The organism is Mucilaginibacter sp. OK268, assembly GCF_900103125.1.
Classification (GTDB): Bacteria; Bacteroidota; Bacteroidia; order Sphingobacteriales; family Sphingobacteriaceae; genus Mucilaginibacter.
In genome coordinates this window covers 156,840-169,887 of record NZ_FNJV01000012.1, presented here as the reverse complement: position 1 = coordinate 169,887, position 13,048 = coordinate 156,840, and the positions used below count along the sequence as shown (strand labels likewise).

At 40.1% G+C, this 13,048-nt stretch carries 15 protein-coding genes; 5 read left to right on the top strand and 10 right to left on the bottom strand.

What is annotated here, in order from left to right:
• Positions 1-63 precede the first annotated feature (63 nt).
• Together BLR84_RS27370 and BLR84_RS27365 are read left to right on the top strand one after the other, a co-directional pair.
• Positions 64-510, top strand: coding sequence for a DinB family protein (locus BLR84_RS27370; RefSeq protein WP_090473442.1), 447 nt, complete (start codon positions 64-66; stop codon positions 508-510).
• The gene (locus tag BLR84_RS27365; protein ID WP_090473441.1) at positions 510-899 is read left to right on the top strand and encodes a ribosomal maturation YjgA family protein; all 390 of its coding nucleotides are present in this window, start codon (positions 510-512) and stop codon (positions 897-899) included. Before BLR84_RS27370 ends, BLR84_RS27365 begins: the two co-directional genes overlap by 1 nt.
• Here BLR84_RS27365 and BLR84_RS27360 read toward each other — a convergent pair.
• The 10 genes from BLR84_RS27360 to rsfS form a co-directional block, all read right to left on the bottom strand.
• Positions 896-1,966 (bottom strand): PA0069 family radical SAM protein, encoded by a 1,071-nt coding sequence (locus BLR84_RS27360; protein WP_090473440.1) that lies wholly within the window; start codon positions 1,964-1,966, stop codon positions 896-898. The two genes, BLR84_RS27365 and BLR84_RS27360, sit on opposite strands and share 4 nt — an antisense overlap.
• A gap of 29 nt (positions 1,967-1,995) precedes the next feature.
• Positions 1,996-2,640 carry a response regulator transcription factor gene (locus tag BLR84_RS27355; protein ID WP_090473439.1) on the bottom strand — a complete coding sequence of 215 codons (645 nt, stop codon included), beginning with the start codon at positions 2,638-2,640 and terminating at the stop codon, positions 1,996-1,998.
• On the bottom strand, positions 2,606-3,259 hold the full coding sequence (locus BLR84_RS27350) for a sensor histidine kinase (RefSeq protein WP_176852170.1): 654 nt from the start codon (positions 3,257-3,259) through the stop codon (positions 2,606-2,608). The genes BLR84_RS27355 and BLR84_RS27350 overlap by 35 nt, the downstream gene beginning before the upstream one ends.
• A 232-nt stretch (positions 3,260-3,491) precedes the next feature.
• Entirely contained in the window at positions 3,492-3,851 is a 360-nt protein-coding gene (locus BLR84_RS29820) for a hypothetical protein (protein WP_143014008.1), read from the bottom strand.
• 397 nt (positions 3,852-4,248) lie between these two features.
• Positions 4,249-4,611 carry a hypothetical protein gene (locus BLR84_RS27340; protein WP_090473436.1) on the bottom strand — a complete coding sequence of 121 codons (363 nt, stop codon included), beginning with the start codon at positions 4,609-4,611 and terminating at the stop codon, positions 4,249-4,251.
• A gap of 308 nt (positions 4,612-4,919) precedes the next feature.
• Positions 4,920-5,579 carry a hypothetical protein gene (locus tag BLR84_RS27335; RefSeq protein ID WP_090473435.1) on the bottom strand — a complete coding sequence of 220 codons (660 nt, stop codon included), beginning with the start codon at positions 5,577-5,579 and terminating at the stop codon, positions 4,920-4,922.
• A 156-nt stretch (positions 5,580-5,735) separates the two neighbouring features.
• Complete coding sequence (locus BLR84_RS27330) at positions 5,736-6,509, bottom strand: hypothetical protein (RefSeq protein WP_090473434.1); 774 nt, start codon at positions 6,507-6,509, stop codon at positions 5,736-5,738.
• 169 nt (positions 6,510-6,678) lie between these two features.
• Positions 6,679-7,329 (bottom strand): LutC/YkgG family protein, encoded by a 651-nt coding sequence (locus BLR84_RS27325; RefSeq protein ID WP_090473433.1) that lies wholly within the window; start codon positions 7,327-7,329, stop codon positions 6,679-6,681.
• A 55-nt stretch (positions 7,330-7,384) separates the two neighbouring features.
• Entirely contained in the window at positions 7,385-9,487 is a 2,103-nt protein-coding gene (gene ftsH, locus BLR84_RS27320) for an ATP-dependent zinc metalloprotease FtsH (RefSeq protein ID WP_090473432.1), read from the bottom strand.
• A gap of 95 nt (positions 9,488-9,582) precedes the next feature.
• Positions 9,583-9,957, bottom strand: coding sequence for a ribosome silencing factor (gene rsfS, locus BLR84_RS27315; protein WP_090473431.1), 375 nt, complete (start codon positions 9,955-9,957; stop codon positions 9,583-9,585).
• A gap of 47 nt (positions 9,958-10,004) precedes the next feature.
• Between rsfS and BLR84_RS27310 the strand changes: the two genes are divergently transcribed.
• The 3 genes from BLR84_RS27310 to BLR84_RS27300 are packed head-to-tail and all read left to right on the top strand — an operon-like array spanning position 10,005 to position 13,009.
• Complete coding sequence (locus BLR84_RS27310; protein ID WP_090473430.1) at positions 10,005-10,775, top strand: biotin--[acetyl-CoA-carboxylase] ligase; 771 nt, start codon at positions 10,005-10,007, stop codon at positions 10,773-10,775.
• 4 nt (positions 10,776-10,779) lie between these two features.
• Positions 10,780-11,232 carry a protein-disulfide reductase DsbD domain-containing protein gene (locus BLR84_RS27305; protein ID WP_090473429.1) on the top strand — a complete coding sequence of 151 codons (453 nt, stop codon included), beginning with the start codon at positions 10,780-10,782 and terminating at the stop codon, positions 11,230-11,232.
• Positions 11,233-11,254: 22 nt separating this feature from the next.
• Complete coding sequence (locus BLR84_RS27300) at positions 11,255-13,009, top strand: protein-disulfide reductase DsbD family protein (protein ID WP_090473428.1); 1,755 nt, start codon at positions 11,255-11,257, stop codon at positions 13,007-13,009.
• Positions 13,010-13,048 lie beyond the last annotated feature (39 nt).

The following is a 13,048-nucleotide window of genomic DNA, read 5'->3' as shown; positions in this document are numbered from 1 at the left end:
CAAAGCGCCTTTTTTGTTGCCTTAATAATTGATTATCTTGCCATCGGCAATAAACAAATACCAATGTTAATATCAATATTAAAAAAGCTATATCTACGCGATCTCGAAAAGCTTAAAACGGAATTGGAACTATACCGTGACGAACAAAATATTTGGCTTGTTGATAAGCAGATCACGAACACGGCTGGTAATCTTTGCCTGCATCTCATTGGCAACCTGAACGCTTATATTGGCGCGGAACTGGGTAAAACAGGTTATATCCGAAACAGGCCACTGGAGTTTTCATCCGGACCCGTTCCAAGGGCTGAACTATTGAAAGGGATAGATGGCACCGCTCAAATGATAACCGCAACGTTTGATCAGCTTACGGAGGCACAATTGGCCGATGAGTATCCGCAGCTAGTAATGGACGGCAAAGTAAGCACAGGATATTTTTTAACCCATCTGGCCACCCATTTGTCTTACCACCTGGGGCAGATCAATTATCACCGGCGGCTGCTGGATAATTAATGAACAGGTTAAGGATCACATATGGCTGTCTTATTGTTATCACCATTATCTCAGGCCTGCTGTCCCGTCAGTTTTCTTTTATCCCACTATTTATAGGCGATATCCTTTGGGCCTTGATGGTTTATTTCATCGTGAGGTTTCTGTTTGTGGATAAACCGATAAAATTTCTTGTTATAGTAAGCCTGTTGTTTTGTTATGCTGTAGAGCTTAGTCAGCTATATAAAGCGCCTTGGATAAATGATTTAAGGCATACGCTGTTTGGTCGCCTGGTTTTAGGAGATGGTTTTTTATGGAGCGATCTGTTATGTTATACCATTGGAGTGGCTCTGGGTGTTTGGGTGGATAAAATAGTCAGCAAAAACCTCAGGCCATTTAAATCAACGATCTAAAACATGCTCGTCTGTTTCCCTTTCCTGGGCACAAATAAGGTATAATCATATTCGGGCATCTCACGGTCCGCCATAAAGCGATTACAGGCCATTCGGAACACCTGGTGTATTGATTGTGCTATTTTACCTTCGCCGCTCATACGGCGGCCGAAATTGCTGTCATTTAGCTTTCCATCATGACAGGATCGTATCATGTTCAGCACCTTTTCGGCACGGTCTGGAAAAGCTTTGTATATCCAGTCGCTAAATATCTCGGCAATGCTGCCATTGAGCCGTACTATAGTAAACCCGGCCGCCAATGCTCCCCGGTCGGCAGCAGCTTTGATGATGTTAGGAACCTCGTTACTGTTAAGCCCCGGAATGATGGGCGCGGCCATCACTCTTACTGGGATACCTTTTTCGGATAGTTTCTGTACCACGGCCAGCCTGCCGCTCGCGGTTACAGTCCTCGGCTCCAGCTTTTGGCGCAGCTGCTCGTTCAACGATGTAATGGAAACATTTACATGCACCAGGTTCATGGAAGCCAACTCAGTAAGAATATCCATGTCGCGCAGGATCACATTGTTTTTGGTGATGATGCTCACCGGGTTTTTATACTTTAAAAAAACCTCCAACAAATGCCGGGTGATTTTGAGTCTCCGTTCTACCGGCTGGTAGCAATCCGTATTGCCCGATAGCATGATACATACCGGCTGGTAGTTTTTTTTATTAAAATACTGTTCCAAAAGCTCAGGAGCATTGGGTTTGATGATGATCTTGCGTTCAAAATCAAGTCCGGCACTAAAGCCATAATATTCATGGCTGTTGCGTGCATAGCAATAAATACAGCCGTGTTCACAGCCCTGGTAAGGGTTTATGGAATACATGTGGCTCAGATCGGGGCTGTTTGATTCACTTACTATCTTTTTGGGTGTTTCCTCAAAAAGCTGCGTGGCGGTATTTTCCAGCAAAGGTTCATCAATACCCTCGATGTGCTCGGCAACATACTTATTCTTTAAAAATTTGTTGTGGGTGTTTAACTGCGCTCCCCGGCCTTTAAAAAAGCCAGGATTATCTTCCTGTTCCATTCAACAAATTTGCTAATATTTTTAGCAAATTACAAGTCGATCAGTTTGTTTTTTATGCTGTATAATACCAGACCTACGCGGCTCTTGATGCCCAGTTTTTCAAAAAGCTGATCGCGATAGCTGTCAACAGTACGTACGCTGATGCACATGGTATCGGCAATTTCCTTGTAGGTAAGTTCGGTTCCGGTTAAACGTAAAAACTCAATTTCGCGTGGATTTAGTTTTACAACGGTCGTTTTATCGTTATTAAAATTGTTTAATAAATGTTTGGTTACAAAATCCGGGTAGTAAAGATCTCCTTCTGTTACTTTAAGCAAGGCGGCCTCAAATTCATTTGGTTCGGCATCTTTTAGCAGATAGCCTTTTACCCCCATTTTAACCATGGTAAGTACCTTTTCGGCATCCTCAAACATAGACAGGATAATGGTACGGATAGATGGTTGGAACTTTTTAAGCCATTGTGCGGTTGAAATACCATCCATTACAGGCATGTTGATATCCAAAATAACAATATCAGGCATGAGGCCTGAGGTTATTTTATCAACCATCTCCTTGCCATGAGCGGCTTCAAACAGTACATTGTAGCGGTTAAAGCTCTCTACCATTGAAGCAATGCCGCTTCTGAAAAGGCGATGGTCATCAACCAGGGCTATTTGAATAGGTTCCGTTAACATAAGTTTCTTGTACGAGCGGGTTGAGTGAAAGGTTAATACTGCAGCCGTTGCCTGGCGAACTGTTTATGATTGCCGAGGCACCAATTAAAGCTGCCCTGTTCACGATGTTACGCAAACCCGAGCCTCCTTTATCTTTAAGCAGCTCAGGCTCAAAACCAACACCATCATCTTCGATGGTTAAATTAAACATTTGTGCTTTATAATACAAACTCATTTTAAAGTTATTGGCCTGTGCATACTTTAAAGCATTGTTTAAAGCCTCCTGGAATATCCTGAATAATACCAGCTCTCGTTGTTCGCCAAGGGCATACCGATCGCCCTCAACAGATAACGAAAGGTTAATAATACCACTTCTGTTCACGCGCTCAACTTCTATTTCCAGGGTTTTTACCAGGCCCATAACACTGATATGCTCAAAACTAAGGCTCTTTGACAAGTTACGCAGGTCGCTGATGGATTGGGCAATAAGCTCACGGTTGTCATTTACCCTTATCTTTTCCTGCTCGCCGAGGTTTCTGCCCAATACGCCAAGGTTAAGTTTAACAAATGACAGTACCTGGGTAATATTATCATGCAGCTCGCGACTAATGTGGTTAAGGGTTTCCTCTTGGATTTCCATCCTTGTTTTCAACAATTCGTGTTGAAAGGAAGATTTTAGTTGCTCTTTCTCCAGTGCGTTTTTATTTTGCTTTTTTTGATAGACTAATAAAAAGCTAATAATAAAAACCCCCAACAACATTACTATTGCGGTGCCGGCAATTACCAATAAAATAATTTCTTCATCCTTAAACAACATATCTTAATGGGCTGATCATATTAATGATTATGATTTAGAATTAAAAGAACAAATGTTACGATGTTTTTATGATATCAATGGAATTTGCTTTTTTATACTGATATATAAACGCAATAGATAGTAACGAATATAAAATAAGACAAGCAATATTCGGTATTACACGAGCCAGTATAAAAAAGTGATAGTTTTGTTTATAAACCATATAGCTGAAGGCTACATGATAAAACATAAACGCAAGTGCATAGAATAATATCCCTGCGGTAGCCCAAAATGGCGGATAGCGCATAATATCCAGGTTCTCATCAACATTATTGATTAAGTTAAAATAATAGAAACATACAAGTACGGTAAGCATGCTGTATTGAAATACCATAGCAATAGTGTTCATCATGAAAAAGCCTTGAATAAAGATCATGTCAATGAAAGAAAAGAGCACTATTATAAAAAGCACGAGACGGACATTTTTTCTGTATTGTTTTCTTTTATCGAGCGAGCTTATAAAACGGGTGTAAATAATTATTTCGATAATTGATTCAAGGTTATTGCACCATGCATTGGTATTGTGCCATAGCATCCAATTTTTAAGGTTGGCAAACTCATAGATTACGATGAACGTCAAAAATGGGAGAAAGACCTTAAAATTGCGATCAAGCTTTTTGTAGGTGAATAGACAAACAAAAAACGAAAAAAGCTCAAAATAAAAATATATATAATCAAGCATAGGATCAATTAAGGCAAATACTAAATTAAATACTTTAATTGAAGCATTTGCCTTTTGATGAATATTGCTTTACAAAATGTTTAAGGATTGGTTAACTGCATATTGGTGGACATGCTCTGCCTTGGTTAAAAGGTCCCATAGGATCTTCAGTACTTAATAATGCGCTGCCGGTTTCCATTGCATCGGTATGTTGCGTATCATTTTCAACTGTCCCCATCAATATAGCTGTAGTTTGATTAGGATAGTGTTCGTTTTCATGATCATAAGCGGCAAAATGAATTCTTACACCTGTGGCATTTTCCGGCAGGTTGTTGATAAAGGATTTTAATTTATCAAGCGATATCCAGATAGACTGGGTGTCGTTGATATTGTGTTCCTTGTCAATCAGTTTTTTTCTGGTGGTGTTGTAGTGGTCCACCATTTTTTTGGCGATGGATAAATCGATAGGTTCCATTATTTGTGGTTTTTATTCAATTAAGCTGTTGATTCCAGGATAAAATACAGCCAATGTTGTCAGGGGTAGATATATCAGCAGGAAATTACCAGCTTATGTTGGTTGGTGAAAAAACGTAAATGAGATCAGTGCAAAACCCGTAAATAATACAAGTTACTCAAAAATAGGTTTTTTTTAGAAACTATCCTTATCAGGAGGCAAAAATCAAATTGAGTTTAAAACGGCAATCAGCTTAGTTAGACTTAAGAATCCTTTATTAAAACTACAAGTTGACAGGAAATAAATTAATTGCAGGTTGAGGGAAATTGCTATCGGGTGTCAGGATAACTTTTGACTCTTGCAAAGCATATAAAAGCAATGCTCAGGAATGTATATATGTATAGGCAACTAATTTCGCAGATTAAATGGGCTATTATGAAAAACTGGTGATTGTTTTTAGCCAATAGGTTATCAAAGGATGCGTAATAAAAATAACTGGTTAATGAATACAAGAACAACCCGGTCGCGACTAAAAATGGAGGAAAGCTAAGCAAATAGGGGTATTCGTCTGCATGATTAAGTAAGTTATATAAATAAACAAATGACATGGTAGCCAATATAATGTTTTGTGCTACAATAGCCATGGTAGCTAAAGTCCAGAAACTATGTATAAAAAAAATGTCAATAAGGGTTATGGCTATACCAATAGTAACAGCCATGTACATTCTCGTTTTATACTGTTTTCTTTCATCTAAGGAGGCCATAAATTGTCCATATACTACCAGTTCGATAAGGCCTTCCAGGTTGTTGCACCATGCATTTGAATGGTGTAATAAAACCAGCTTTATAAAGTACATGTTGATAAACTCATAAATAACAACAAATGCCAGAAAGGGGAGGAATATTTTAAAGTTGCTTTCCAGTTTTTTATAAGCATGCGCACAGGTTATAAGCGCAAATAATTCAAAAACGAAATATAAATAAAACATGAATATTATCAATGATAGTAAAGATAAATACTATCATTGATATTTAATAAACACTTGTCCGACTAAATATAAGCGTCAAACGGTTGCTCTTAAATGAATCCCTTGAGAGTGGACTGGTGCTTTAAGTAAGCCCTGGTTCATATATCCAATCAGAGATTAAGAGCATACTTTGCCCATAGTCCAAGGAGCCATTGTTTTGTCGGCTGAGAGGAACGCGCCATCTTTATCTATTATATCCACAGTCTGATAACCTTGTTCAAGGGTCCCGGTCCAGATAACGGTTGTTTGATTAGGATAATGTTGTTCACTTTGGTTATATACTGTAAGGTGTACCCTCACCCCATTGGCATTTTTCGGTAAATTATTAATAAAGCTCTTTAATTCATCAAGCGAAACCCAAATTGACCTGGTGTCATTAATACCAAAGGTTTCATCAATCAATGTTTTCCTGGTGCTGTTATAGTTGGCTATGATTTCTTTAGCCATTGATAACTCAATAGGAATCATTGTTTTTTCAACAAATGAGTCCATGAAAAAGCCACAGACAGGAGGGCATGGTTTGCCCTGGTTGAAAGGACCTAATACTCCGAGGTCAATATCAAATAATACATTGGTTTCCATAGCATCAGTATCCTTTCCGTCTTTTTCAGCTGTTCCTATAAAAATAACGGTAGTTTGGTTGGGATAATGCTCGTTATCCTGAGTATATGCCGCAAGGTGTATCCTTACTCCGCTGGCATCTACGGGTAAATTATTAATAAAATTCCTTATTCCATCAATAGAAAACCAAATTGACCGCGTGTCATTAATACCAAAGCTTTCATCAATCAATGTTTTCCTTGTGGCCTGGTAACGGGCTACCATTTCATTAGCGACAGATACCTTAAGAGGCACCATTGTTTTTTCAACAGATAGTTCAATATTTTCCATTTTTTGTTGGGTTTTGTTATTAAACTAATAGCTCCCAATAAAAATACATCATGCATTACATGTGATGGATTCTGAAATCTTTTTAGCTTAATAGTTGATAAAATAAAAAGTTAATAGCAACATAAACTTTACGGCGACCTGTAAGAACTTAAAGATATAACACTTATTTTTAAGATAAGTTGCTGTCATCCAGCAAAAAAACGAAGAGTTCTTTGGGGCCGTGGGCGCCCAGCACAAGGGTTTTTTCGATATCGGCGGTGCGGCTTGGCCCGGTAACATTACTGATCATGGAGGGCAGCTGGTTATCATATTTCTTTTTGATGATCTTAAAGCCATCTTTAAGATCAAGCACCATTTGTGAGGTATAGGCTAACACAATATGCACAGGTGGGTATATGCTTAAGCGTCTGCCTGCCATGTTTCCGTTTGACAGAAGTATGCTACCATTGCGGGCTATCAAGGCCTCGCAAAAGGTAAAACCAACATCAGCCTGTTCAAAATCCTTGTCGGTTTCATAAAAAGGGTATTCAAAGCGGTTGAGTATTTCCTGCAATCCGGGTTCCCAGCAATATATTTTACGCCAGTTGCGCTCCTCGGCCAGGGTAAGCAGGGTTTCAATAAATTGCACTTCATCCTCACAAAAAACAAACTGCCCGTTAACGGCAGTAAACTGTTCGGCAAATATTACCTCTGGGATTTCCTCATCAGATGCGTAAAGCGGCAAGTCTTCCAGTTGGGGATAGGGGTTATCCCTTTTTTCGAGGAGCGCCTTGCGGATCTTTTTAAGCAGCTTTTCTTTTGATGTGGTAATATCCCTCATAGTAAAAATAGCAAAGCCATCAGCTGGGCTGATGGCTTTATATTAATGATGTATATTAAAGTTTCGGATCTTCGCCATCAATTCTTGAAAGCTCCGGGTTAGTTAAACTATCCGGAATGGCATTATTATCAACATCGGGGTTTAAAGCAGCCTCGCCGTTCACAAATTTATCATAAGTGGTACGCTCGTCAAATGGCCGTTTGCCCAATATCTCTTCCAGATCTGATTGAAACAGTACTTCTTTCTCTAATAATTTCTGAGCTATTTTTTCAAGCCCTTCACGTTTTTCGTTCAGTAATACTTTGGTTTTCTGATAAACATCATCAACCAGTTTACGTACTTCATTGTCGATCATTTCGGCAGTAGTATCAGAATAAGGTTTGTTAAACTGATATTCACCCTGCGGATCGTAGAATGATACATTACCAACGTTTCCGTTCATACCGTAGATCTTGGTCATGGCATAAGCTAGTTTGGTGATGCGTTCCAAATCACTCAGGGCGCCGGTTGATATCCGGCCAAAAACAATGTCTTCAGCAACACGACCGCCCATCGAAACACTCATTTCATCAAGCAATTGTTCGGTGGTATACAAAAACTGCTCTTTTGGCAGATATTGAGCATAACCCAGGGCTGCCACACCACGCGGAACGATTGATACCTTAACCAAAGGATCGGCATGTTCCAGGAACCAGCCTGCAATAGCATGACCAGCTTCGTGGTAAGCAACGATGCGTTTTTCTTCGGGAGATATGATCTTGTTTTTCTTTTCCAGACCACCAATAACACGGTCAATCGCATCCTGGAAATCGGTCATATCAACCGATTCTTTGTTTTTACGGGCGGCTATCAAAGCAGCTTCGTTACAAACGTTAGCTATTTCTGCACCAGCAAAACCAGGGGTTTGTGCTGATAGTTTTTTCGCGTCAACACCGTCTGACAGCTTGATAGGTTTCAAGTGCACTTTGAAGATCTGCTCACGACCAATTAAATCTGGTTTATCAATAGATACCTGTCTGTCAAAGCGGCCAGGGCGTAATAAAGCCGAATCCAGTACGTCAGGACGGTTTGTTGCCGCCAGGATAATAATACCTGAATCGGTACCGAAACCATCCATCTCCACCAATAATTGGTTCAAGGTGTTTTCGCGCTCATCATTACCACCTACAATATTGTTTTTACCACGGGCACGACCAATGGCATCAATCTCGTCAATAAATATGATACATGGAGCCTTGTCTTTTGCCTGGCGGAACAAATCACGTACACGTGATGCGCCTACACCTACAAACATCTCCACGAAGTCGGATCCTGACAGCGAGAAGAATGGTACCTGAGCCTCACCGGCTACGGCTTTGGCCAATAATGTTTTACCTGTACCTGGCGAACCCACAAGCAGGGCGCCTTTAGGTATTTTACCACCCAGGTTAGTATATTTTTTAGGGTTCTTAAGGAAATCTACAATTTCCATCACCTCTTGTTTGGCTTCTTCCAAACCTGCAACATCGTTAAATGTTACGGATACCTGGGCCTCTTTATCAAAAAGGGTAGCTTTTGATTTACCGATATTAAATATCTGGCCACCCGGGCCGCCACCTGAACCGCCTGACATGCGTCGCATAATAAATATCCATACACCAGCAAACAGGATAACCATGATAACACCCTGTACCAACCAGTTTGATAAAAAGCTTTCATGCCCCTGCTCGTACTGAATGTTTACTTTTTGATCCTCCGGCATATCTTTTTCTGCATTCGCTACAGATTGCTTCAGGCTCTCATATGATGCATCGGTAAAAGTGTATTGAGGGCCGTTGTTTGCGGTATTAAACAAACGCTGGTCTTTGCCGGCTTTGGCATATTGGGGTTTGTTTAAACTCTCTTTTTTGATGTAAACTTCGGCCACCACCAGGTCGCCGCTTTTGTAGGCTACCAGTTTTTCAACATCATTTTGTTTAAGCATCCCTTCCACATCCTTAAAGGTGGTAGGTGTACCCGAGCCGCCACTTAAGAGGGTAGGCACCAGTAAAAATGCTAAAATAACAATGCCGTAAAGCCACATGATATTAAACTTGGGTGGTTTAGGCGGTGTTTTTTTATTAAGTATTTTCCTGATAGGTTTCGGACTTTCTGATTTATTATCTTTAATATCTTTCATTTCTTTGTTACGAGCTCAAACTTACAATCTATAATTTAAAAATTTACAAAGGTTTAGTACCATGACTCCACCTGGAGGGTAATTGTGACGAAAGTTTAAGCACTTTTGTAATATTTAATCTCGGCATCACCCCACAGATCTTCTACGCCGTAAAACTCACGTTTGTCAGTTCTGAAAATGTGAACCACAACGTCCACGTAATCAAGTAGTATCCACTCTGCATATTCAAGTCCCTCCTTGCGCCAGGGTTCCTGTTGCGTAGCTTTAAAAATTTCTTCTTCAATACTATTGGCAATAGCTTTTACCTGTGTTGATGAATCGGCATGGCAGATTACAAAATAATCTGATACCGAACCCAATATATTCCGGAGGTCTAACCTTATAATATCATTCCCCTTTTTTTCCTGTATGCCATGTATGGCCAGTTCAGAAATATAGGCCGATTGATTTAACACTTTGTTTTTTACCATCAAAAAGAATTAGTTTTGAACGTTCTTGGGTTAAAAATTATTATACTTTGCAAAATAACATATTTTCGGGATTATTTGTTGGTCAAAATTTAGTAACAATTCAACAAGTTGACTCAACCAACACATTCCTCAAAACATTACTGTCAAATTCCAAGCCATTGCCCGAAGGTACGGTCATTATGGCAGAAAGCCAATATGCAGGCAGGGGCCAGCAGCAAAATAAATGGCATAGTGAGCCCGGAAAAAACCTTACTTTCAGTATTTTACTGACACCGTTGTTCTTGGCTGTAAGCGATCAATTTGATTTGAACCGGGTAATAAGCCTGGGTGTTTATGATGCTTTGTACCCATATCTGGGCGAAAAACTTAAAATAAAATGGCCCAATGATATTTATTACGACGACCGGAAATTGGGCGGGATCCTGATAGAAACGCATATACAGGGTATTTATATCAAAGATGCCATTATTGGTATAGGTCTTAATATTAACCAGGAGAATTTTGAACCCGGGGCAGGCAATGCTATATCCCTTAAACAAATCTTACACAGGGATTATGATTTAAAAACAATATTGTCAGAAATTTGCGGTCATATTGAAGCATATTACCTTAATTTAAGGGCGGGTAAATTTTTGTTTGTAAGGAATACCTATTTAGCCCGACTATATTGGTTAAACCAGGTAAGGCGTTTCAAGTCAAATGACCAGGTTTTTGATGGCGTTATAAAAAACGTAAAAGAGAATGGAATGCTGGTTGTTGAAAATGATAACGGGCAGCAAGAGTTTAGTTTAAAGCAAATTGAATTTTTAAATAAATAATTAAATGAAGAAAGTACTGTTGATAATTGTTGCATTAGTGATATGCGCAGGGGCTTATGCCCAAATAGAAACGCCGGTAAGATGGTCATACGCGGCAAAAAAATTGAATGATAAAGAAGCCATCGTGTTTTTGAAGGCTACCATTCAACCCAGCTGGCATATTTATTCGCTTAACGTTAAGGATGGCGGCCCAATAAAAACTTCATTTGAATTTACTCCTTCAAAATTATACGCTCCGGTTGGCAAACCTACTGAGCCAACCCCGGTAACCAAATATGAGAAAGCTTTTAGTATGAATGTAAGCTACTTTGAAAAAGAAGTAGTTTTTCAGCAAAAGATAAGCCTTAAATCGGCTTCGGCAACCAGCGTAACCGGCAAGCTCACGTACATGACCTGTAACGACAAAAAATGTCTCCCCCCAGAAGATGTTGATTTCACTATTCCTTTAGGCAAATAATTTTACCTTAGGGAACGTAACAATGAAACTATTAAAAAAGGGCGTTTATTTACGCGTTGTATTGGCTACCTTAATGGTGTTAGCTGTTTTTTGCTCCGTTGGTGTCACACCGGCATTGGCCATACAAAAAAACAAAGCGGATACCGCGTCAACCGCAGGTGTCCAGTTTACTGATATCCCAACTGCTGCTGATAGCATAGCGATCAGGAAAAAGGCAGCTGATTCTGTAGCGAAAGCTCAGGCAGCGGCAAAGCAAAAGGCTCAACAACAAAAAGCCCCTCCAGCCGAAAAACCCAAAACGCTTTGGCAGATATTTATATTTGGACTGTTGGGCGGGTTTACTGCCGTGATATTGCCTTGTATATATCCATTATTGCCACTAACAGTAAGCTTTTTTACCAAAAAGAGTGGCAGCCGTCGTAAGGCTATAGGTCAATCGCTTATTTATGGGGTGTCTATTATCATTATCTATGTAACCCTGGGCCTGCTGATCTCCATTATTTTTGGCTCAGATGCCCTTAATCAATTGGCTACAAACGGTATATTCAATATATTTTTCTTTCTGTTGCTCATTGTTTTTGGTATCTCGTTCCTGGGCGCCTTTGAAATTACGCTACCAAGCTCATTGGCTAACAAACTTGACGAAAATGCAGATAAAGGAGGCCTTGCTGGCATATTTTTTATGGCATCAACCCTGGTAGTGGTGTCTTTTTCATGCACCGGACCAATTATTGGTACTCTCCTGGTTGACGCGGCTTCAAAAGGCGACAGATTAGGCCCTGCTATAGGCATGTTTGGTTTCTCATTAGCATTGGCCCTACCGTTTACCATATTCGCACTATTCCCTTCTGCATTAAAAAGTCTTCCAAAATCTGGTGGTTGGTTAAATAGTGTAAAGGTTGTTTTGGGTTTCCTGGAATTGGCTTTTGCACTTAAGTTTTTATCAAATGTCGACCTGGCTTATCACTGGAACTGGTTCGACAGAGAAATATTCCTATCGCTTTGGATAGCTATTGGTTTATTGATGGGGCTTTACCTTATCGGTAAGATCAAGTTTTCACATGATAGCGATGTATCTCATCTTTCTATCCCACGTACTTTTTTAGCCATTATCGTATTTGCGTTTGTGATTTATATGATCCCCGGTTTATGGGGCGCTCCTTTAAAATCAATCAGTGCATTTTTACCGCCGGAGGCAACACAGGATTTTAACTTATCAAGCATACCGGGCGGTGCAGTCGCTCCATCGTCAGCCCCCGCGGCCGTTGTACCGGCGAGTATTGGCGAAAAGAAATATGCCGGCAACTATACCCGCATAAAAACCCGTGGACTTGATTCGTGGTATGATTATGACCAGGCTTTACAGGTTTCAAAGGCTACACACAAACCTATCCTGATTGACTTTACCGGGTTTAACTGTGTAAACTGCCGTAAAATGGAAGCCAACGTTTGGTCGGACCCGGAGGTATTCAAACGATTGCGTGATGATTTTGTGCTGCTTCAGTTGGTTGTTGACGATAAGGCAAGTTTGGATCCGAAAGAGCAGTTTGTATCAACCTACAGCGGTAAAAAAATAACTACCCTGGGAGGCAAGTGGAGTGATCTGGAGGCCAGTCGTTTTAACTCCAATTCACAACCTCTATACGTAATGCTGGATAGTGAAGGCAACTTTTTAAAGGATACCACCGGCAAGGATATTCCAACTTCTCCGGCCGATTATGATATAGCCAGTTACATCAAATTTTTGGATAGCGGCATCGCGGCTTTCAAAAAGTAGGCACTCCGTTAAAAAAATAAAACGTAAATTCGCGGCAAG

What these genes read in the sequence shown, in the direction of transcription:
- BLR84_RS27300 (WP_090473428.1), top strand. Translation starts at nt 11,255, where the DNA reads ATGAAACTATTAAAAAAGGGCGTTTATTTACGCGTTGTATTGGCTACC.
- BLR84_RS27340 (WP_090473436.1), bottom strand. Translation starts at nt 4,611, where the DNA reads ATGGAACCTATCGATTTATCCATCGCCAAAAAAATGGTGGACCACTAC.
- BLR84_RS27305 (WP_090473429.1), top strand. Translation starts at nt 10,780, where the DNA reads ATGAAGAAAGTACTGTTGATAATTGTTGCATTAGTGATATGCGCAGGG.
- BLR84_RS27350 (WP_176852170.1), bottom strand. Translation starts at nt 3,259, where the DNA reads ATGGAAATCCAAGAGGAAACCCTTAACCACATTAGTCGCGAGCTGCAT.
- BLR84_RS27370 (WP_090473442.1), top strand. Translation starts at nt 64, where the DNA reads ATGTTAATATCAATATTAAAAAAGCTATATCTACGCGATCTCGAAAAG.
- BLR84_RS27360 (WP_090473440.1), bottom strand. Translation starts at nt 1,966, where the DNA reads ATGGAACAGGAAGATAATCCTGGCTTTTTTAAAGGCCGGGGAGCGCAG.
- BLR84_RS29820 (WP_143014008.1), bottom strand. Translation starts at nt 3,851, where the DNA reads ATGATCTTTATTCAAGGCTTTTTCATGATGAACACTATTGCTATGGTA.
- rsfS (WP_090473431.1), bottom strand. Translation starts at nt 9,957, where the DNA reads ATGGTAAAAAACAAAGTGTTAAATCAATCGGCCTATATTTCTGAACTG.
- BLR84_RS27335 (WP_090473435.1), bottom strand. Translation starts at nt 5,579, where the DNA reads ATGTTTTATTTATATTTCGTTTTTGAATTATTTGCGCTTATAACCTGT.
- BLR84_RS27365 (WP_090473441.1), top strand. Translation starts at nt 510, where the DNA reads ATGAACAGGTTAAGGATCACATATGGCTGTCTTATTGTTATCACCATT.
- BLR84_RS27325 (WP_090473433.1), bottom strand. Translation starts at nt 7,329, where the DNA reads ATGAGGGATATTACCACATCAAAAGAAAAGCTGCTTAAAAAGATCCGC.
- ftsH (WP_090473432.1), bottom strand. Translation starts at nt 9,487, where the DNA reads ATGAAAGATATTAAAGATAATAAATCAGAAAGTCCGAAACCTATCAGG.
- BLR84_RS27330 (WP_090473434.1), bottom strand. Translation starts at nt 6,509, where the DNA reads ATGGAAAATATTGAACTATCTGTTGAAAAAACAATGGTGCCTCTTAAG.
- BLR84_RS27355 (WP_090473439.1), bottom strand. Translation starts at nt 2,640, where the DNA reads ATGTTAACGGAACCTATTCAAATAGCCCTGGTTGATGACCATCGCCTT.